Annotated in this window: 20 protein-coding genes and 2 pseudogenes; 8 read left to right on the top strand and 14 right to left on the bottom strand. The window is 70.6% G+C overall.

Annotated elements, in window-relative coordinates:
- The first annotated feature begins 91 nt into the window (after positions 1–91).
- Positions 92–1039, top strand: a complete 948-nt coding sequence (locus tag KUM49_RS21370; RefSeq protein WP_217238488.1) for a zinc-binding alcohol dehydrogenase family protein — start codon at positions 92–94, stop codon at positions 1037–1039.
- Between the two features lie 298 nt (positions 1040–1337).
- On the opposite strand, the gene KUM49_RS21375 is transcribed toward KUM49_RS21370, so the two are convergent.
- The 4 genes from KUM49_RS21375 to KUM49_RS48490 form a co-directional block, all read right to left on the bottom strand.
- Positions 1338–2099, bottom strand: coding sequence for a TetR/AcrR family transcriptional regulator (locus KUM49_RS21375; protein ID WP_217238489.1), 762 nt, complete (start codon positions 2097–2099; stop codon positions 1338–1340).
- Between the two features lie 88 nt (positions 2100–2187).
- Positions 2188–2565: a DUF3500 domain-containing protein gene (locus tag KUM49_RS21380; RefSeq protein ID WP_217238490.1), complete on the bottom strand. Its 378-nt coding sequence runs from the start codon at positions 2563–2565 to the stop codon at positions 2188–2190.
- 315 nt (positions 2566–2880) lie between these two features.
- Positions 2881–3006: a hypothetical protein gene (locus tag KUM49_RS49850; protein ID WP_302185462.1), complete on the bottom strand. Its 126-nt coding sequence runs from the start codon at positions 3004–3006 to the stop codon at positions 2881–2883.
- Positions 3003–3431, bottom strand: a complete 429-nt coding sequence (locus tag KUM49_RS48490) for a DUF2993 domain-containing protein (RefSeq protein WP_308406689.1) — start codon at positions 3429–3431, stop codon at positions 3003–3005. The genes KUM49_RS49850 and KUM49_RS48490 overlap by 4 nt, the downstream gene beginning before the upstream one ends.
- Before the next feature lie 254 nt (positions 3432–3685).
- Here KUM49_RS48490 and KUM49_RS21390 point away from each other — a divergent pair.
- A pseudogene (locus KUM49_RS21390) lies at positions 3686–4387 on the top strand (MFS transporter); the annotation flags it as partial.
- 49 nt (positions 4388–4436) lie between these two features.
- Here the strand turns inward: KUM49_RS21390 and KUM49_RS48495 are convergent.
- Both KUM49_RS48495 and KUM49_RS21395 read right to left on the bottom strand, forming a co-directional pair.
- Positions 4437–4755: pseudogene (locus KUM49_RS48495) on the bottom strand (TetR/AcrR family transcriptional regulator); the annotation flags it as partial.
- 53 nt (positions 4756–4808) lie between these two features.
- On the bottom strand, positions 4809–5129 hold the full coding sequence (locus KUM49_RS21395) for a hypothetical protein (protein ID WP_254401573.1): 321 nt from the start codon (positions 5127–5129) through the stop codon (positions 4809–4811).
- Positions 5130–5422: 293 nt separating this feature from the next.
- On the opposite strand from KUM49_RS21395, the gene KUM49_RS21400 reads away from it, so the two are divergent.
- Positions 5423–5752, top strand: coding sequence for an antibiotic biosynthesis monooxygenase (locus KUM49_RS21400; protein WP_217238492.1), 330 nt, complete (start codon positions 5423–5425; stop codon positions 5750–5752).
- A gap of 85 nt (positions 5753–5837) precedes the next feature.
- On the opposite strand, the gene KUM49_RS21405 is transcribed toward KUM49_RS21400, so the two are convergent.
- On the bottom strand, positions 5838–6632 hold the full coding sequence (locus KUM49_RS21405) for a hypothetical protein (protein ID WP_217238493.1): 795 nt from the start codon (positions 6630–6632) through the stop codon (positions 5838–5840).
- A gap of 121 nt (positions 6633–6753) precedes the next feature.
- Positions 6754–7155, bottom strand: coding sequence for a hypothetical protein (locus KUM49_RS21410; RefSeq protein ID WP_217238494.1), 402 nt, complete (start codon positions 7153–7155; stop codon positions 6754–6756).
- Between the two features lie 251 nt (positions 7156–7406).
- Here KUM49_RS21410 and KUM49_RS21415 point away from each other — a divergent pair, with 251 nt between their 5' ends.
- Positions 7407–8279 carry an amidohydrolase family protein gene (locus tag KUM49_RS21415; RefSeq protein ID WP_217238495.1) on the top strand — a complete coding sequence of 291 codons (873 nt, stop codon included), beginning with the start codon at positions 7407–7409 and terminating at the stop codon, positions 8277–8279.
- Positions 8280–8314: 35 nt separating this feature from the next.
- Here the strand turns inward: KUM49_RS21415 and KUM49_RS21420 are convergent, their stop codons facing one another.
- The 3 genes from KUM49_RS21420 to KUM49_RS21430 form a co-directional block, all read right to left on the bottom strand.
- On the bottom strand, positions 8315–8770 hold the full coding sequence (locus KUM49_RS21420; RefSeq protein WP_217238496.1) for a pyridoxamine 5'-phosphate oxidase family protein: 456 nt from the start codon (positions 8768–8770) through the stop codon (positions 8315–8317).
- Positions 8771–8891: 121 nt separating this feature from the next.
- Complete coding sequence (locus KUM49_RS21425) at positions 8892–9518, bottom strand: glyoxalase (protein WP_217238497.1); 627 nt, start codon at positions 9516–9518, stop codon at positions 8892–8894.
- A 288-nt stretch (positions 9519–9806) separates the two neighbouring features.
- Positions 9807–10592 carry an SDR family oxidoreductase gene (locus KUM49_RS21430; RefSeq protein ID WP_217238498.1) on the bottom strand — a complete coding sequence of 262 codons (786 nt, stop codon included), beginning with the start codon at positions 10590–10592 and terminating at the stop codon, positions 9807–9809.
- Between the two features lie 203 nt (positions 10593–10795).
- Here KUM49_RS21430 and KUM49_RS21435 point away from each other — a divergent pair, with 203 nt between their 5' ends.
- A complete protein-coding gene (locus KUM49_RS21435; RefSeq protein WP_217238499.1) occupies positions 10796–13930 on the top strand; it encodes a BTAD domain-containing putative transcriptional regulator in 3135 nt (1044 codons plus the stop codon).
- Here the strand turns inward: KUM49_RS21435 and KUM49_RS21440 are convergent.
- Entirely contained in the window at positions 13911–14729 is an 819-nt protein-coding gene (locus KUM49_RS21440; protein WP_217238500.1) for an ABC transporter permease, read from the bottom strand. The genes KUM49_RS21435 and KUM49_RS21440 overlap by 20 nt on opposite strands.
- The gene (locus KUM49_RS21445) at positions 14726–15697 is read right to left on the bottom strand and encodes an ATP-binding cassette domain-containing protein (RefSeq protein WP_217238501.1); all 972 of its coding nucleotides are present in this window, start codon (positions 15695–15697) and stop codon (positions 14726–14728) included. The genes KUM49_RS21440 and KUM49_RS21445 overlap by 4 nt, the downstream gene beginning before the upstream one ends.
- 146 nt (positions 15698–15843) lie before the next feature.
- On the opposite strand from KUM49_RS21445, the gene KUM49_RS21450 reads away from it, so the two are divergent.
- Both KUM49_RS21450 and KUM49_RS21455 read left to right on the top strand, forming a co-directional pair.
- On the top strand, positions 15844–16563 hold the full coding sequence (locus KUM49_RS21450) for a hypothetical protein (RefSeq protein ID WP_217238502.1): 720 nt from the start codon (positions 15844–15846) through the stop codon (positions 16561–16563).
- 277 nt (positions 16564–16840) lie between these two features.
- Positions 16841–17197 (top strand): VOC family protein, encoded by a 357-nt coding sequence (locus KUM49_RS21455; protein ID WP_217238503.1) that lies wholly within the window; start codon positions 16841–16843, stop codon positions 17195–17197.
- Position 17198: 1 nt separating this feature from the next.
- Here the strand turns inward: KUM49_RS21455 and KUM49_RS21460 are convergent, their stop codons facing one another.
- Positions 17199–17612 carry an ATP-binding protein gene (locus tag KUM49_RS21460; protein ID WP_217238504.1) on the bottom strand — a complete coding sequence of 138 codons (414 nt, stop codon included), beginning with the start codon at positions 17610–17612 and terminating at the stop codon, positions 17199–17201.
- A gap of 229 nt (positions 17613–17841) precedes the next feature.
- Here KUM49_RS21460 and KUM49_RS21465 point away from each other — a divergent pair, with 229 nt between their 5' ends.
- Positions 17842–18681: an endonuclease/exonuclease/phosphatase family protein gene (locus tag KUM49_RS21465; RefSeq protein WP_217238505.1), complete on the top strand. Its 840-nt coding sequence runs from the start codon at positions 17842–17844 to the stop codon at positions 18679–18681.
- The last annotated feature ends 3 nt before the right edge of the window (positions 18682–18684 follow it).

Here is an 18684-nt window from a genome sequence, read left to right on the forward strand (position 1 = left end):
ATCTCTCTTCCCTCAACGGCGACTCCCTTCCCTTTTTATGGTTACCATGTATCCGTAAAGCAGGCGCGCCCACTCCTCCTGGAGGCAGATGATGAAGGCAGCAGTAGTGGCAACGGCGGGTGGCGCGGTGCCCGAGGACCGGGACTTCCACGATCCCGAGGCCGGAGAGGGCCGGCGGATCGTCGACCTGGTCGCGACCGCGATCCACCCCGTGGTGCGCGCCAAGGCGTCCGGCGGGCACTACAGCAGCACCGGGCAGTTCCCGCTGGTGCCGGGCGTGGACGCGGTGGCCCGCACCGCTGACGGCACGTTGGTGTACACCGGTGACGTCGAGGAGCCGTGGGGCACGTTCGCCGAACGGATGGCGGTCAGCATGGCGCTCCCGCTTCCGGGCGGGACCGATCCCGTCGCCGTGGCGGCGGGCATGAACCCGGGCATGTCGTCCTGGATGCCGCTCACCGGCCACGTGGACGAGCACCGCACGCCGGACACCGTGATGATCCTCGGGGTGACCGGGGCGGCCGGCGGTCTCGCCGTGCAGAACGCCCAAGCGCTCGGCGTGCCGCGCATCATCGGCGTCGGCCGCGGCGCGGACGACCTCATGCGGGTGGCGGGCCTCGGCGCCGAGACCGTCCACATCGTCGGCTCCAAGGAGGCGGACGCGGCGGCCATCGGTGCGGCCCTCGACGGCAAGGCGCCCGACCTCGTTCTGGACTTCCTGTGGGGAAGCGCGGCCGAGTCCGCCTTCCAGGCGCTGGCGGACATTCCCGGCGGCGCCACCAGCTACGTGGAGATCGGCGGCGCGGCCGGCGAACAGGCCACCGTGCCCGCCTCGCTGCTGCGCAGCCGCCCCTTCCGCCTCAGCGGCAGCGGCATCGGCTCCTTCGACATGCGCCGCTATGTCCACCAGGTCTCCACGTACGTCCAGCTCATCGCCGACGGCAAGGTGAAGGTGGACGCCCAGGCCTACCCCCTCTCCCGGGTCGGCGAGGCGTGGACGGCTCCGGCAGGCCCCCGCCCCGTCCTGATCGCCGGCTGAACGGCCACCCCGGCCGCACCTTGGCGTTCTCCCGGCGCCATCGTCCGGCTCCCGGTCTTCGCATGGGGGTGAGCCGGGCACTGGTGGAGGTGGGCGGCGTCTTTGTCATGCTGCCTTGCGGGCGGTGACGAGACCGCCAGGCTCGACTGGATCGGCTGGTACTGAGCGGTGAACCCGTCGACAACGCCGGCGCGCGACCGCGATCCCGGAGGGCAGGATGCTCCTTGGGGACCACGGTCGTCGGCGACGGAGGACGACACCACACCCATGCCGCACGGGACCACACGTACTGGCGGGCTCAATGCCCCCTGGCATGCCCCCTGACCTCTTCAGGCTCCTGCGACGAGTTGCGTCTGACCTTTTCCAACCCGTCGAGGAGCAGGTCCAGGCCGAATCGGAACTCCTCGTGCAGCGGTACGGAGGTCAGCTCGTCGGCCGCAGCCGTCGTGGAGGGATAGGAGTCCGGGTCAAGCGCGTTGTAGTAGTCCCGCAGCTGTGACTGCTCCTCGGGACGGGGTGTCCCGGGGCCGTGCTGCTGGATGGCGAAGCCGATCACGTAATGTCCGAGGGCCGTGAAGGCACGAGCGGCCAGGCCGACCGGGAAGCCATGGCTCAGGAACAGCGTGATGAGCCGTTCCCTGGCCCGGAGACCGTTGGGGCCGACGGGAACCTGGGCCGCCAGCAAGGACAGCGCGTGGGGGTGCCGGCACAGGGTGCCGTAGAACGCCTCGGCCGCGACGGTCACGGCTTCCCGCCAGGACAGTCCGTCCAACTCCTCGGGCGGGACGCGGACTTCGCCCAGGATCCGGTCGGCGACCAGGGCGAGGAGTTCGTCCTTGCCATCGAAGTGCCGGTAGAGCGTCGCCGTGCCCGAGTCCAGGGCGTCGGCGAGCATCCGCAGGGTCAGCGCCTGGATCCCGACCTCATCGATGAGCTTCAGAGCCGTGTCGACGATCCGCCCGACGTCCATCGGAGGGCGCCCGCGCCGGTACGCGGGGGCGGGCGTCCGGCTCGCCCACCAAGCGGGACTTCCCGGAACCCGCTGGGCCTCCGAAGCCATGAAGCGGTCACCCTTCGACCAGGTCCACTGCGCGCACGCATTCCGAAACAGGAATTTCGGCCTTATCGTATCCGGAACTCCGGCTGGGTCACCCGGCCGTGCGAACCGTCAGTGGTGGGCCGCCCGTGCCGGTGTTCCGCGAGGACGTCCAAGCCGAAGTCGGAGGCCGGGTCGTGTCATACCGAGTGGGCGTGGTTGGCCTGCCGTTGGGTCTTGTCGTACTCGACGAGGATGCCCTGGGCCCGTGGAGCCGGTAGGGGTGCGGTTCGCCGGCGTCCAGGCTGTCGGCCCAGCTGAAGTGGACCTCGTCGAGGAAGCTGTCGCTGGCGTAGTGGGCGCCGTAGTCCTCGGCAAGGTCCTGCGGAGCCCGGCCGGTGTACAGGCACAGCAGCCGCCGTAGCCCGTGGCGTTGCTCCTCGTCCAGGTCGCGTGCGCTGACGCCCCGAGGAGGGACCGTGATCGCCACGCGCGCGTGATCGTCCTCGGTGTACCCGGGCGGGGTGGGCCAGGCACGCCTGCCCAAGGGCGCCATCCGCTGCTGACGCCGGGGTCGAGGCCAAGGAGGCACCCTCACCTCAGCCCAGGCGCAGATCCTCCGCCGATGCCCGATCCGGTTCGGCTTCGGCTTCACTTGCGCGGTCCGGACGGAACGTGACCGAGTGGCCCGAGAAGTGGGCGCTCAGGCCGGTTGCCGTGGTGGTGACGGTGCGCAGGTGCAGGCCCGCGGGGATGTTCCGCAGCTGGATCGGCTCGTCCCAGGCCTTGTTGAGCAGTTCTTCCCCTACGGCCGGCAGCCGCCCCCGGTGACGTGGAAGTCCTTGAACGCGATGCTGTTGCCGGAGGCCGCCGAGACGCTCGTGGTCACGGTGACCTCGTCGCCGGGAGGCAGCAGGACGGCCGCACTCACCTGGCCGGGACGTGCGCCTTGGGAGATCTCCACGCCGAGGGCGTTCGACACGTCCGTGTACGACAGGTGAGCAATGGCCTCCGCCGAGCGCGCGCGTGCCGCACTGTCGTCGTCGGATTCCGCACGTCGTCGAGGCGGAGGGCGAGTTCGGTCACCGGTAGGGGACGCCCGGTTCCCTGGGCCGGTATGTCGTGCGCGGTGATGTCCACGTGGCTCAGGGTGCCGTCAACCAGTTGGGTCAGGACGGGAAAGCCGCGCACGTGGACCTCCGGCGGCAGCGGGATGTCCATGCCCTCCTGGAACGCCTTGGCGGTGCGGGCCTCCACCCAGGCTGTCGTCAAACGGTCGGCCGAGGCGACGAGGAAGGCCAGCGTGAGGAGAGCCGCGGCGGCGATGACGTTCGTCCGCAGAGGCCTGTGGTCCACGGGGCGTTGATACATGGGGACTCCTGGAGAGGTGGGGTGCTCTTACGGTCTGCCGGGCCGGGTGGCGCGCAGGCGGTGGACCGTCGAGGCCGCGACGCCTGTGTCGACGCCCGCGGCGATCAGCGCCGCGGTGGCGGCGCTCGTGCCGTCGTCGGCCCAGATCCCGGAGTGACGCTGTCGAGCAGGGCCAGCAGGTGCGCTTCCAGGCCCCTGCCGAGCGGGCCGGGCGGCACGCTGGTGTGGAAGACGTCCCGCTGCAGACCGGCGTACGGCTGCTGCCGTTGGCCGGCGCGGTCTTCGTCGGCGCCGCTCTCACCGGCCGACTGACCCCGCTGTTCGGCATGAAGACGTCGGTCGTCGCCGGCATGGTGATCGGCACCGCAGGGGTCCTCCTGCTCACGCAGGTCGACAAGAGCTCGACGTACACCGACTTCCTGGCGCCGATGATGATGCTCGGTTTCGCGATCGGACTGAGCGTGTCCCCGGCCACGGACGCCATCATGGACTCCTTCCCCGAGACCGAGCTGGGCGTCGGCGGCGGCGCCAACGACACCGCCCTGGAACTCGGCGCCTCCCTCGGCATCGCGGTCCTCGGCTCACTCCTCGGCACGAGCTACCGCGACGAGCTGACCGGCCTGGTCGGCGGTCAGCTGCCGACCGCGGCCCTCGACACCGCCAAGGATTCGGTGGGCGGCGGCCTGGCCGTCGCCGAGCAGGTCGCCAAGGATCCGGCCGCGGGGCCGCAGCAGGCCCAGGTCCTCGTCGACGCCGTCCATCAGGCATTCGCCCATGGTGTCGCCCAGACCAGCATGGTCGGCGGGGTCGTCATGGCCGCCGGTGCCCTGATCGTCCTGGCGGTCCTGCCCGGCCGCTCCGGCGCGGGGAAGCGCCGGTCGGAAGACGCGGTCGCACAGGGAGCGGACTCGACGGAACTGCACCACACGCACGTCGGCTGAAGCCCGGCCCTTGTGCCCCCTCCCGAGCGCCTCCGGCCGCTACCCGCGGTCAGGCCAGGTCGGGCAGGGGGCGACGGGCGATGTCGCGGGCGTCGGCGGCGGGAATCCCCAGCATGCGCAGCACCATCGCCGCCAGGCTGGCGGCCGCCTCGTCGGTGTCGAGCTCGGGCGGGCGAAGCTCGGCACCACCTGGGACAGCAGGGACCCGCCGAGCGCGGACAGGGCGACGGTCGGGTCGACGCCGGCGAAGCGGCCCTCGGCGACAACTCGCTCCAGGTCCCGCAGGGCTCGGGGCGCCAGCCCCCGGTCGGAGTGGATGTGGCGAGTCCGCGGTGACGCAGTACCTGCATGGGCTCCGGGTGGGAGTCGACCGCATCCAGAATCGGGGTCAGGCCGAGCGATCGCCGGCTCGGCGGCCGGATCACCTTGACGGCGGCCAGGCCCGTTCCGCCCGTGCCGGTCGGTTCCAGACGGCGTCGAACCGGCTGACGATCCGGCGCAGTTCACGGGCGCTTCGAGGTGAGACGGCCTGCATCACGGTGTCGAGAAGCGCGCGGGCTTCGAGAGGGCTGGCGCAGCAGTACCAGTGCACGTTGCCCCACTCGTAGTCGTGCCACAGCTGGCCTTCGGGACGATGGACGTAGTCCTTCCACAGGCGCACGGCCGCGCTGACGTCTCCTGGCTGCAGATAATTGCGGGTGTTCTCGAGACGGAAGATCTCGGACAGTGCACGCGAGGACAAGCCGTCGATGACCGGCTGTGCGTCTGGTGTCCGGCGGCGGGAGGAGCCGGTCCGGACGTGCCCTGGCCGGCTACGCGGCATGGACCTTTCGGTTCGTCGTCATGCCGCACATGCTGCCACGGTTTCGAACGATCTCGCGAACGAGTTCGCTCGGCTGGGATTCGCCGGACGTACGCGCTGCCGTTCCTCCCCTCTGCGCTCCGACCCCGACCAAAGGGCATGTGGCCCCTCGAAGACGCGTGACGTACGAGCCGATCTCCGTCTGCCGGCCGTCATAGGCCAGGATGGGTCACATGAGCGTAGTCAAGATCAACGTACTGACCGTCCCCACCGAGCAGCGCGAGACGCTGGAGAAGCGCTTCGCCTCCCGAGCCCACGCCGTGGAGAACTCCGACGGGTTCGAGTGGTTCGAACTCCTCCGCCCCGTCGAGGGCACCGACAGCTACCTCGTCTACACCCGGTGGCGTGACGAGGAGTCCTTCCAGGCATGGATGGAGGGCCCCATGAAGGCGGCCCACCAGGGCGGTGACGCCCAGGGCGGTGAGCGTCCCAAGCCGGCAGCGAGCGGATCCACGCTGTGGTCCTTCGAAGTGGTGCAGCAGGCGGAGCCGAAGAACGCGTAGCAAGCCGTTACGGGCAGCGAGGGCGCGATAGCCGCAGTCCGGCCCCGCCGGGACGGCGGCGGAGCCGTCCGTTCCCGACCACGGGTCACGGGTTGCTCCCCTGTCCGGCGGCCATGAGCCGTTCCCCTGACTGCAGCCTTCGCCCGACAACGAGTGCGGCGGTCCGGCGTCCCACCCCCTCATTGCGGGGAGTGGGTGCCGGGCTGCCGGACCGCCGCCGCTGTTCAAAGTAAAGCCCACAGCACCACTCGTGCCTGGTCATCCGACCGGGCACCGTCACCGCACCAGAGCCGGCCGGCGCGGTTCGACGCACTTCATGTGGCCCCGCGGCGCCTCTGGTCCCGAAGGTGACGAGGGCGGCGAGTCCGGCGACCAGTACCAGAAGTCCGAACACCCGCGGGTGGCCGCCCAGGGGTGCGACCAAGGCGGCGCCGACGAAGGGGGCCAGTGCGGAGGTTGCCGCGGTGGGCGCGGCGAGCAGCCCGGACAGACGGCCGTAGTGGGTGGTGCCCCAGCGGTCGGGGATGGCGGTGGTCTGAAGGAGGGTGAGGGTGCCGCGCTCCATTCCGGCCACGACGGACAGGGCGACCAGCAGGGCGTACGGTCCGGGGACGAGCGCGAGGAACATTGTGGTCAGCGCACCGAGCGCGATCAGTGCGGTCGTGCGGGTCGCTGTGCCGGTGCGGCGGGCGATGGTCGCGTACAGGGAGCGGCCCAGGGTCTGGCCGACGCCGCCGAGGCCGAGCGCACGGGCGGCTTCGGTCGTGGAGTAGCCGCGTTCGAGGAGGAGGGGCACGAGCGCGACGACGACGGCGGAGACGGCGAACGCGGGGAGGGTCAGGGCTCCGGCCAGCATCCGGAAGGAGTGGCTGCGGGACACTTTTTCCGCGCCTGATCCTCGCCCACAAGGCCGGTCTGCACAGCTTTGCCGGTATCGCCCTCGACCCCGCCTCCACCGCCAACTGAGGAGTACGCCATCGCGTGAGAGCCGGTCTGCAGCATCACTCCGTGGAGAGGTGCCACGACGAACGGTCCGCCGAAGCCCGGGTCAATTCGGCGTCGTACTGGTCGGCGTCGAAGTGAAATGCCGGGGGCCGCGCTTCGTCGCCGGGCACCTGCCAGTCTGACCACTCCACGACGCCCCCGTGCCGCTGCACGAACACCGAGAGGTAACCGCAACATCCGCCGGTGCACTCAGGCTCCCCCACCACCACCCGTCGCCCCTCTCCGGTGGCCCACAGCGGGCTGCGGCCGTCGGCGGGCAGCATCTTCTCCGCGAACGGGCCACGGCCTCCCCCGCCCACCACCTCTGCCACCACATCCTCGCCGTCGATCCGCAACTGCAACTGGGCGGCCCACCGAGGCCCCGGCGGCAACGCTCTGACCTCAATCCTGTTGAACATCCGATCACCCTAGGGGCTCGTGACACGAGTGCCCTGGTAGGGCGTGACCGACAGCCCTCGGCGTGCAGGTGCACAGTCGCCGTATCGGCGCCGAAGTCGACGAACCTGAGCGCGGCCCCGGTCAGGCTGACGGCGGGTTGTTCTGCCGTCGCGTCTACGTGACAGTGAGGGCATGACTGCGCCCTTCGTACAGCCGCCATTCCCTCGCATGGTCGCCCTCGCGCGCGGCGACGCCGAGAGGAATCGGCCCCGTGGGTGAGGTCGAGGCTGTCGAGAGCTTCCGGCGACGTATCGGGGTGCCCGGGCTTGTCGACGTGCACACGCACTTCATGCCGGAGCGGGTCCTGCGCAAGGTGTGGGAGTACTTCGACGCGGTCGGCCCGATGACCGGCATCGAGTGGGGCATCACCTACCGGCAGGAGGAAGACGAACGGGTCGCGCTGCTGCGGCAGTTCGGAGTGCGCGCCTTCACCGCGATGCTCTATCCGCACAAGGGCGGCATGGCATCCTGGCTGAACGAATGGGCCGCCGACTTCGCGGAACGCACGCCCGACTGCCTGCACACGGCCACGCTCTATCCCGAGGAGGGCGTGGAGGAGTACGTGCGCGCGGCGGTCGAGTCGGGTGCTCGGGTCTTCAAGTCCCATGTGCAGGTGGGGGCGTACGACCCCACTCACGAACTGCTGGACCCCGTGTGGGGGATGCTGGCCGAGGCGGGAGTCCCCGTGGTCATGCACTGCGGCTCGGGTCCCGCGCCCGGCAAACACACCGGTCCGGAGCCGGTGGCACGGCTCCTCGCCCGGCATCCGCGCCTGCCCCTGATCGTCGCGCACATGGGGATGCCGGAGTACACCGACTTCCTGGACCTGGCCGAGCGGTACGACGAGGTGCGTCTGGACACGACCATGGTGTTCACGGACTTCAGCGAGCGCTTGAGCCCCTTCCCGGCGGCCGAACTCGGCCGGCTCGCGGACCTCGGCGACCGGATTCTCCTCGGCTCCGACTTCCCCAACATCCCCTATGCGTACGTCCACCAGCTCGAAGTCCTTGAACGGCTCGGACTGGGTGACGAGTGGTTGCGCGGGGTCTGCTACACGAACGGGGCGAGGCTCTTCGGGCTGTAGCCACCCCTGCACCGACGCCGGGGGACGGGCGGCGGTCAGCCGAGCCAGCGGCCGTCGCGCATGAGGTCGCGTCCCTGCAGCTCGTTCGCCTCCCGCCAGGCCTGGATGCGCCGCGGCCGGATCCGGAAGTACTGGTAGGGCTCGTCGAGTTCGCGCGGATCGAAACCGGTCCTGGTCGCGAACGCGTCGCCCGTCTCCGGGTCGAGGCCTGCGATGTCCACCGGCTCGGCGGTGCCCTCGACAACGACGACGTCGCGCGTCGGCCCGAGGCTGAGGCGCACCCGGCTGTCCGCCAGCAGGTTGCGGCCGGTGATCGAAGCACGCGCAGTCGAGACGAGAAACGCGGTCCCGTCCCAGAGGTACGAGAGCGGGATGAGGTGGACGCCGCCCGGGGAGCCCGACGTCGCGACCCAGAGATCGACGTCGCCCTCCAGCCGTGCGCGAGTGTCCCGCAGTCGCTCCTCAAGCCCACGCGGCGGCGCGCCCGTCATGCTTCCTCCAGTCACTTCGTCAGGAGTCCCTTCCTCCGGGAAAGTCTCCGTCGCCAACGGTCGGTTCACCCGACGGCCGTCTCGTGATCGGCTGCCGGGCAGGGCGGACAACAGTGCCACATCAGGGCGCGGGCGTCAGCGACGCGGCCTCCCATGCGAAGCCGTCCGGGTCGGTGAAAGGCCCGGCCGCGCCGCCGATCGCGAGCCGGTGCGATCCGCTGCCGTCGGGAGAGACGCCGGCGTCCTTGGCAAGGGCACGACGTCGGTACAGCGCCAGCTTGACGGGACTCGGTCCGGCGGCGAACTCGATGTACATGCGACCGAAGCTCTTCGCGACAGCAAGGCCCTGGCCGACGTAGAACCGCTTGCTGGCGGCCACGTCCGCGACTCCCAGCAGGAGCACGATCTCTTCGATCTGACGGGTGGCAGGGCCGGTGTCCTTCTTCGCCGAGGTCGCGACCTTCCAGATCGTCCCGTCCGGGGCTTGTACGACACCGCCGTAGCCCCAGAGCGACTTCGCGGCAGGCTTCAGCGGCGTGGCGCCGGCGTCGAGGGCGGTGTCGATGAGGCTGTCGACAGTCGCCGACTGGGACACGGTGAGCGACAGAGTGAACCCGCGGAAGCCGGTCGTCGGTGCCTTGGAGGCCCGCAGGCGTATCTGCGTGTCCAGCCCGAAGGCGGCGGTGTAGAAGCGGTTGGCGGCCGTGGGGTCGGCCACGCCGAGGGTGACGGATTCGATGGATGCCATGGCCATCACGCTAGGTGCGGTTCGCCGACCGGCGCTTCTTCATTCCTGACCGATCCGGCGGGCTGCGCTCAAGGCCGGCGGCACCGGACGCGTACGGCCGGCCGGTCGAGACGGCGGCAGCGTCCCCGCTCATGTCGGCGGGCACAGAGAGGCGCCTTCGCTGCTCACCGGTGGGCTGTGGTCCGCCCGTCCCTCGCGTGGTCCGGTCCCAGCATGTCGGGTTCCGGCGTGGAGAGGGACGTCCGGAGGAATCGGCGCAGAACCGGGGAGTCCTCGTCAGCAGGAGCGCTAGGCGAGGCCGCCGTTGCTCATCAGCAGCTGTCCGTTGACCCACTGGCCCTGCGGTGAGCAGAGGAAGTCCACGAGGTGGGCGGTGTCCTGCGGGACGCCGAGGCGGCCCAGCGGTGTCTGGCCACGTACGTACTCGCGCACCTCGTCGGACATCCAGCCGGTGTCCACCGGCCCCGGATTGATGACGTTGGCGGTGACGCCGAGGTGAGCGAGCTCGCGAGCGGCGGCCATGGTGATGCGGTCCAGGGCTCCCTTGCTCGCTCCGTAGGGAAGATTGCCCACGGTGTGGTCGCTGGTGAGGCTGATGACCCGTCCGGTTCCGGGAGCGCCGGTGAACCGGCGGCCGTATTCGCGGATCAGCAGCCAGGTGGCGCGGGCGTTGACCGCGAAGTGGCGGTCGAAGCTCTCGACCGTGGTGTCGAGCAGGCCGGAGTCGACCGACTCGCAATGACACATCACCAGGGCGGTGACCCCGCCGAGGTGACGCTCGGCCTCGTCGAAGATGCGGGCGGGCGCGTCCGGATCCGTGAGGTCGGCCTCGACGGCCACCGTGTCCGCGCCGCGCGCCGTGAGCTCTCGGGTGATGTCGTCAGTCGCTCCCTCCTCGACGCCCCAGGGCATGCGCTGGTCATAGGGCGTCCAGTACGTGAAGGCGATGTTCCAGCCGGACGCCGCGAGTTGGCGAGCCGTGCCGGCGCCGATGCCGACCGTGCGGCCGACGCCGGTCACCAGCGCCAGCGGCCGAGGTCCGTCAAAGCCGTGTGCGTCTCCGGCGCTTGTCACAGCACCAGATCGTTCGCGACCGGCGCCGGTGAGGCAAGCGCTTTTGTCCGCACGCTTCCCGTTGCCCGGACGTTCCGGGCTCGCGAGCCCGGCCTGACTTCACAAGCCTGTGACCAGCCGATGCCAGCCAGAAGCGATACATGCCAAGGGTGTTGACCGCGACGGGAGTTCGGGTGGTGCGCGACCTTGGCTAATCTGCACGGGTGACCACCGACCTGACCTTGCTGCCGCGTGTCGCCTGTCGCGGACAGGAAGTCACCGCGCCCCGGCTCCGCGGCCTCCTGGCGCTGCTCGCGGGTGACTTGCGCACGGGCTGCAGCGCCGAGCGGCTGGTGGCTGGGCTGTGGCCGGACGCGTTGCCGGAGCGGCCCGGAAAGGCGCTTCAGGTCCTCGTGTCCCGGGCGCGGGCGCAGCTGGGCGCCGACGTCATCGCCAGCACGCCGACCGGATACCGGCTCACCCTCACCGAGCAGCAGGTCGACAGTTCCGCTCTGCTGCTGCACGCCGCCGCGAGCGCGGACCGGGCCAGGGCCGGGGACCACGCGGGTTCGCTGGCCGCGGCCGAGGCCGGGCTCGCGCTGTGGGAGGGCACCCCTGACGGGGGCGGCGACAGCGACGACCCCGTGGTCGCGCTGCGCAGCGAGCGCGCCCCCGTCCGCGACGCGATCGTCCGCGCGCGGGCCCTCGCGCTCGCCCGGCTGGGGCGGCACGCGGAAGCGGCCGGGCCGCTGGCCGCGGCCGCCGCGGAGCATCCACGCGACGAGGAGGTGCTCGCCGAGTTGCTGCGCTGCGAGGCGGCGACGGTGGGCCCGTCCGCCGCGCTGACACGGTACGAGGCCTACCGCCGTCAGCTGCGCGATCAGCTCGGGACGAATCCGGGCGCCGGCCTCAAGGCCGTACAGCAGGAGCTCCTGCGCGGCGAGGCGCCGGTGGTCAGGCACGGCGTGCCGCACGAGCCGAACCCGCTCGTCGGCCGGGACGAGGACGTCGCGGCGGTGCAGCGGCTGCTGCACACCTCCCGCGCCGTCACCGTCGTCGGCCCCGGCGGCCTCGGCAAGACCCGGCTCGCCTACGCCGTCAGCCGCCGGGCCGAGCAGCGCGTGGTGCATTTCGTGCCGCTCGCCGGTGTCACCTCGGACGCGGACGTGGCCGCAGAGGTGGCCTCCGCGCTCGGTGCGGGCGAAATGCGGCCGGGCGCCGTGAGCGGCCACGCCGCGGCCGACCCGGTGCCCGGCATCATCGGCGCGCTCGGCTCCGGGCCCGCGCTGCTGGTGCTGGACAACTGCGAGCAGGTCATCCAGGGCGCCGCCGACCTCGTACGGGCCCTGGTCTCGTCCTCGAAGGACCTGCGGGTGCTCGCCACCAGCCGGGCCCCGCTCGGCCTCACCTCGGAGGCGGTGTACGCGCTGCCGGAGCTCGGTCTCGACACCTCGGTGGAGCTGTTCACGCAGCGGGCCCGGGCCGCCCGGCCCGGCGTGGAGCTGCCACCGGACGCGGTGGCCGAACTGTGCCGTCACCTCGACGGGCTGCCGCTCGCCGTGGAGCTGGCCGCGGCGCGGGTGCGGGTGCTGTCGGTCCCGGACATCGCCCGCCGCCTCGGTAACCGGTTCGCACTGCTGCGCGGCGGGGCGCGGGACGTGCCGGAGCGCCATCGCACGCTGCACGCGGTCGTGGAGTGGAGCTGGAACCTGCTGGGGCCGGACGCCAGGGCGGCGATGCGCATGCTGTCCGTCTTCCCCGGCGGTTTCTCCGGTGAAGCGGCGGAGCAAGTGCTGGGCGAGGACGCGCTGTTCCTGCTGGAGCAGTTGACCGATCAGTCGCTGCTCACCGTCGCCGACACCCCGGCCGGCGTGCGGTTCCGGATGCTGGAGACCGTACGGGAGTTCAGTGCTGCCCGGGGCGCGGAGGCGGGTGAGGAAGACGAGGCCGTCGGCCGGTTCCTCGGCTGGGCGCGGGACTTCGGGGTCGCGAACCACGACTGGCTCTTCCGCTCGGAACCGCTGACCGACTTGGAGCGGATCAGGGCCGAGCAGGACAACCTCGTGCTGGCCCTGCGGCACGCCCTGGCCCGTACGGACGGCCCCACCACCGCCGCTCTCACCGCCGTCCTCTCCGCCCTGTGGTCCATCGGTTCCAGCTACCCCCGCCTCGCCGCCCTCGCCGCGGACACCGGCCCGCCGCTGTCCCACTACCACCCCGAGCCCGAATACGTCGAAGTCGCCCGCGCCGCCGCGGTGTTGTGCACGACGAGCCTGTTCATGGGCTACGGCCCGGTCGCCATACGCCAGCTCGTCACCCTCCGGCGGCTGCCCCCGGCCCCGCCGGACACGCTGCTGCGCGCCATCGCGCTGGTGCTGAACGCGGTCCCCGAGATGCTGCCGCCCGACTACGAAGTGCTGCAGAAGCTCTGCGACAGCGAGCAGCCGCTGCTCGCCGGCACCGCCGAGTGCGTCGCCACCTACGTCTGGGAGTCGGAGCACGACATCGACCGCGCACTCGCCTCGGCTCGGCGGATCATCGTCGCACTGGGGCCCGCCGACAGTCCGTTCCTGCAGGTCATGGGCCACTCCCGGCTGAGCGAGCTGTGCTTGCAGACGGAGCGGGGCGAGGAAGCGTACGGACACCTCAAGGCGGCGCTCCAGGCGCTGCTGCGGCTCCGCGACGAGCACGACCTCATCGGCATCCGCTGGGGCCTCGTCCTCGCCTGCCTCCAGCGCGGTGACCCCGACGAGGCCGAGTACTGGCTGCGGCAGGCGGAGGGCGCCACCACCACGCAGCAGGACGACTACAGCATGGACCTCCTCGGGCGCGCCGAGATCGCGCTCGCCCGCGGACTGACGGAGGTCGGGCTGGGCCTGTGGCGCAGCGCCGTGCAGCCGCTGCCCGCAGTCGGCTCGATACATGGCGGCGACCCCTTCTTCGACCGGTGGGTGCTGGAGATCCTGGCGGTGGCGGTGACCGCGCACGCGCACGCCGGCCGTCTCGAGCTCGTCGCGGAGCCGCTCGACCGGCTGCGGCAGGGGCTGACGAGCCTGCTCTCCGGCCCGTCCGGCTCGCCCATGGAGCTCCCGGTGCTCGGTACGGTGCTGCACGCCCTTGGCATGGCGGGTCTCGCGTCCGGTGACGCCACTGCCGTACGGATGATCGCGCTGGCCGAACGGCTGCGGGCGCTGCGCTCGTTCCAGCCGACGATGTCGGCGGACCGTGCACGGAAGGCGGCCGAGGACGCCGACAGGGCGGCATACGCCGACGCGGTGTCGGAGTACGCCGCCCTGGGGCGGGACGAGCTGCGGGAGGCGGCCCGCGCTGTCATGGCGGTTACTTCGGGTCGCGGTTGAACAGCGACGTGGACCAGCGGTAGCCGAGCGCGGTCAGGCCCACGCACCAGGCGATCGCGATCCACCCGTTGTTGCCGATCTCGGTGCCGAGCAGCAGGCCGCGCAGAGTCTCGATGGCGGGCGTGAAGGGCTGGTACTCGGCGATCGGCTGGAACCAGCCCGGGATCGCGTCGATGGGGACGAAGGCGCTCGAGATGAGCGGGAGGAGGATCAGCGGCGTTGCCATGTTGCTGGCCGCCTCGGGGTTCGGGCTGGCCATGCCCATCCCGACCGCGATCCAGGTGAGCGCCAGTGTGAACAGCGCGATCAGCCCGAACGCCGCCAGCCACTCCAGCGCCGAGGCGTCCGTGGACCTGAAGCCGATGGCCACGGCGATGGCACCGACGAGAACCAGGCTGGCCAGCACCTGAAGCACGCTGCCGACGACGTGTCCGACGAGGACGGAGCCGCGGTAGACCGCCATCGTGCGGAAGCGGGCGATGAGGCCTTCGGTCATGTCCATGGAGACGGAGATCGCGGCCCCGATCACGGTGGAGCCGATGGTCATCATCAGGAGGCCCGGGACGAGATAGGCGATGTAGTCGGAGCGGTCGGCGCCGCCGCCACCGATGCCCGCGCTCATCACCCCTCCGAAGACGTAGACGAAGAGCAGCAGCAGCATGATCGGCGTGAGCAGCAGGTTCAGGGTCATGGACGGGTAGCGCCGTGCGTGCAGCAGGTTGCGGCGCAGCATCGTGTTCGAGTCGCGTACGGCGAGGGAGATCCGGGTCGGGCGGGCGGGAGTCAGGGGGGCGCTCATCGGACGGTCTCCTTGGGCTGGTTGGTGACGTTGGTCCCGCCGGTCAGGGCGAAGAACACGTCGTCGAGGTCTGGGGTGTGCACGGTCAGCTCGTCCGCCTCGACGCCGGCCGAGTCCAGCCAGTCGAGGATGGCGCGCAGTTCGCGCTGGCTGCCGTCGCTGGGGATCTGGAGCGACAGCGCCTCGTCGTTCCGGGTGGCCTCGCGCAGGGCGACGGCGGCGGACTGGTACGCGGCCGGGTCGGTGAACCGCAGCCGCACGTGCCCGCCCGGGATGAGCCGCTTCAGCTCGTCGGCGCTGCCCTCGGCGGCGATCTTGCCGTCGTTCAGCACCGCGATGCGGTCGGCGAGTTCGTCGGCCTCCTCCAGGTACTGGGTGGTGAGGAACACGGTGACGCCGTCGGAGACGAGTTCACGGATGATCTGCCACATGTTGTGGCGGCTCCGCGGGTCGAGGCCGGTGGTCGGCTCGTCGAGGAAGATGATCCGCGGGTTGCCGACCAGCGTCATGGCGATGTCGAGGCGGCGCTTCATGCCGCCGGAGTAGGTGGAGACGGGCTTCTTCGCGGCCTCCACCAGGTCGAATCGCTCAAGGAGTTCGGCGGCGGTACGGCGGCCCTCGCCGCGGGAGAGGTGGTGCAGGTCCGCCATGAGGAGCATGTTCTCCTCGCCGGTGATCAGGCCGTCGACGGCGGAGAACTGCCCGGTGACGCCGATCGCTGCCCGTACGGCATGCGGGTCGGTGGCCAGGTCGTGTCCGCCGACGTGCAGATCGCCGGCGTCGGCGGTGATGAGGGTCGAAAGGATTTTGACGGCGGTGGTCTTGCCGGCGCCGTTCGGGCCGAGCAGGGAGAAGACGGTACCGGTCGGCACCGCGAGGTCGATGCCGTCGAGGACCGTCTTGTCCCCGTAGGCCTTGCGCAGCCCCTTGGCCACGATGGCGAGTGAGTGCGATGTCGTTGTCGTCATGCCGCAGAGAGTGCGGCAGGGCGCATTCACCGCGGTTTCACGATGGTTTCAGCGCCCTGGAACCGGGGGTGCTTCGGGCGGCTGTGGCGCGCCGGAGCCACGGAGAATCGGTTTGCGGCGGGACGACGTCACTCGATGATGGGGGGATGACCGAGCAGCTGGCGATCAGTACCTTGACCTTGCAGCACAGAATCCTGAACGACTGGGCTGCGGACCCCTGGGCCGAGGTGCGGCCTCTGATCGACGGCGTGGATGTCCTGAAGGAGGTCCATCCGGATGGGGTGGCGCTGAGTTGCCGGTACTGGAGAGGCCCCGCCGCTGGCTGGCCGCTGGCGGTCACGGAGGAGCCTCGCAGGATCATGATCACCGAGCCGACCTGCACCGCCGGCTGCTGCGGCGCCCTGTACGTCACCATGCGCCGCGAGGGCGATCGGGTGATCTGGGACTCCTGGGAGAACACCAGCAACATCACTGCTCTGCCGGCGGCGATCCGCTTCGACGCCGCCCAGTACGAGGCCGAACTCGCCCGGGCCGCGGCGGATCGCAGTTGGGAGGAGCCGCTGGACACCATCGCCCGGCTCCTCGAACAGGCCCTCGCGGAAAGCGGCTGGTTCGAGCGGTGGGGCTGCGTCCTCACGAGTGTCTCGCCCCGACGCGAGGAGCCCGACATCCCGGCGGAGCTCACAAGCCCCGAGGGCGTCGATGTCGAATTCCAGGAGGCCCAGGAGTCAGGCGGCCGTACGGATCATTACGAGTACGAGTTGTTCGTCACCCGCGACCAGTCCGTGGAGGAGCAGGTACGCAGGCTCGCGGCCTCCATTCTGGCCGATGATCCGCGCAAGACCGCTGAGCGGCGAGATTACTGAGGAGACGTTCGCCGAGTGGCGCAGCCGGTCGAACAATTCGACCAGGCACGGCTGTCCACCCTCACGCTCGCCGACATCGCCCGACCCCATATCGCCGAACTCGCCGGCCAGGTGAAGGAATCGGTTTCGCTCGCGGTCCCTGCGCCCCCAGGCGCTGACCCCCGCACACCCTCACCTCGCCCGAGGCGCTCGCCGCCGCCATGGAGCGGGCCGTCGACGTAGGCTTCGCCCTGGTCGAGCGAGAGATCCGCGCAGGCGCCGGACCTACCATCGAGGCATGCCCCTCGACCTCTTCGCCGGTATTCCCGTCAACGACTACGCAGCGGCACTGACCTGGTATGAACGGCTGTTCGGCTCCCCGCCGACGTTCGTCGCGAGCGACACGGAGGCCGTATGGGAACTCGCGGAGCACCGGTCAGTGGTCATCGAACAACGGCCCGAGCATGCCGGCCACGCCCTGCACACCATCTTCGTCGGGGACCTCGACACCCTCGTCGCCGGGATCACCGGCCGGGGACTGGAGCCCACGAAGCGGGAGACCTACGCCAACGGCGTACGCAAGGTCACATACCACGATCCCGAGGGAAACGAGATCGGCTTCGGCGGCGCTCCGCTCCGTACCGAACCCGGCTGAGTCAGCCCCGCGGCATGTCGGCGGTGGGACACGGCACGACGGCCGTCACCGTCTTTCCCGCCGCATGGACCCGGACCCGCACCTCCGTCGACAGTTCCTGCACCACGTGGCAGCCGAACCCGCCGGGCTTCGCGGCATCCCATGGCATCGGCCGCAGTGGCAGCCGGCTGGCGTCCGCCACCGCCACCGTCACCCTCCCCGGGCCCGCGTCCAACCGGAATCCGGTCACCCCGCCGGCATACTGCACCGCGTTGGCGATCAGCTCCGACACCACCAGCAGCACCGCCTCCACCCCGCTTCCGCCGTCCGGCGCGGCAACCGACAAGAAGCCACGGGCCACGTTCCTGGCCTGCTCAGCCGTCCGCACGCTGCCGTCGTCGGCGGGATCCTGCTCCTGCCCGGACGCATACACCATCGCGATCTCCGGAGTTTCGGCACCCAGACCCCTCCGCCTGCCCCCCTACGGGACACTTCACGCACAAATTCAGCCACTGGCTGACATTCTTCGCAGAGAAACGGACTACCAGCCCGTCGAGGGAGAGGGCCTTTCCGGGCACACCGCGTGTGTTGCCGACGGCCGCGTCCCATAACCTCGTGCATGGAAACGTCCGATGCCGTGGGTATGTATGCACTCTGGGGAGGCGATGGTGCTCGGTAGGGGCACGTATTTGCTCGCGGGCGCCGTGATCGCGGCCTGCATGGTGGCCATCGGCCCCAGTGCACCACGCGGTGCCCTCTTCGCCGGGTCGCTGCCCGTCGAAGCCGTCAAGGATGTCGTACCGAACCGGGTCATGACGTGGAACATCTGCAATCCCTGCGAGGTGAGCAACGTCGACCGGGCAGCGGAGATCGCCACGTATGCGCCGCAGGTCATCGGCCTGCAAGAGGCGTGCGTGCGGGACGTCGAGAGCATCCGGGACTATCTGAAGAGCCGTCACGGGCTGGTCTACCACGTCAAGTACGGGTCGGTTCTTCGGAATTGGGGCCGCTGCGGGGGCGCGCTGTGGAGTCCGGGGGGCTACGGCCAGGCGGTTCTCTCGGCGGCACCGATGACGGACCACGTCACCGTCGAGTACCCCGACGGTGGATCCGAAGACCGTGGGTACATGGCGGTCACCACCACGGTGGACGGCCGGTCCGTCCGGGTCTTCAACACACATTTCGCCGAACGGCGTCAAGAGGCAGTCCGAGCAGACCAGGCCGGCGTACTCGCCGCAGCCGTCGCCCGGCACGACCGCGCGATCGTTCTCGGCGACTTCAACGCCGTGCCAAACGCCCCCGAACTCACCAGGATGTGGGCACTGGCCACGGATACGGATCCCCAGTGCCGTCCCTCGGCCATCGGCGACTGCAAGACGACCACCGACTGGCAGAGCAAGTTCGACTACGTCTTCCTGCGAGGCATCGTCCCCGTCGAGCACCGTGTGCATCCGACCGCCTCCTCGGACCACCACCTGCTGCACACCGACGTGGACATGACTTGAGTG

This window comes from Streptomyces sp. AC555_RSS877 (assembly GCF_019049245.1).
GTDB lineage: Bacteria > Actinomycetota > Actinomycetes > Streptomycetales > Streptomycetaceae > Streptomyces.

Coding starts and splice junctions, on each gene's coding strand:
- KUM49_RS21375 (WP_217238489.1), bottom strand. CDS start 2,099: ATGGCTTCGGAGGCCCAGCGGGTTCCGGGAAGTCCCGCTTGGTGGGCG.
- KUM49_RS21425 (WP_217238497.1), bottom strand. CDS start 9,518: ATGGCATCCATCGAATCCGTCACCCTCGGCGTGGCCGACCCCACGGCC.
- KUM49_RS21400 (WP_217238492.1), top strand. CDS start 5,423: ATGAGCGTAGTCAAGATCAACGTACTGACCGTCCCCACCGAGCAGCGC.
- KUM49_RS21465 (WP_217238505.1), top strand. CDS start 17,842: ATGGTGCTCGGTAGGGGCACGTATTTGCTCGCGGGCGCCGTGATCGCG.
- KUM49_RS21370 (WP_217238488.1), top strand. CDS start 92: ATGAAGGCAGCAGTAGTGGCAACGGCGGGTGGCGCGGTGCCCGAGGAC.
- KUM49_RS21460 (WP_217238504.1), bottom strand. CDS start 17,612: ATGGTGTATGCGTCCGGGCAGGAGCAGGATCCCGCCGACGACGGCAGC.
- KUM49_RS21455 (WP_217238503.1), top strand. CDS start 16,841: ATGCCCCTCGACCTCTTCGCCGGTATTCCCGTCAACGACTACGCAGCG.
- KUM49_RS21450 (WP_217238502.1), top strand. CDS start 15,844: ATGACCGAGCAGCTGGCGATCAGTACCTTGACCTTGCAGCACAGAATC.
- KUM49_RS21420 (WP_217238496.1), bottom strand. CDS start 8,770: ATGACGGGCGCGCCGCCGCGTGGGCTTGAGGAGCGACTGCGGGACACT.
- KUM49_RS21445 (WP_217238501.1), bottom strand. CDS start 15,697: ATGACGACAACGACATCGCACTCACTCGCCATCGTGGCCAAGGGGCTG.
- KUM49_RS21410 (WP_217238494.1), bottom strand. CDS start 7,155: ATGTTCAACAGGATTGAGGTCAGAGCGTTGCCGCCGGGGCCTCGGTGG.
- KUM49_RS21440 (WP_217238500.1), bottom strand. CDS start 14,729: ATGAGCGCCCCCCTGACTCCCGCCCGCCCGACCCGGATCTCCCTCGCC.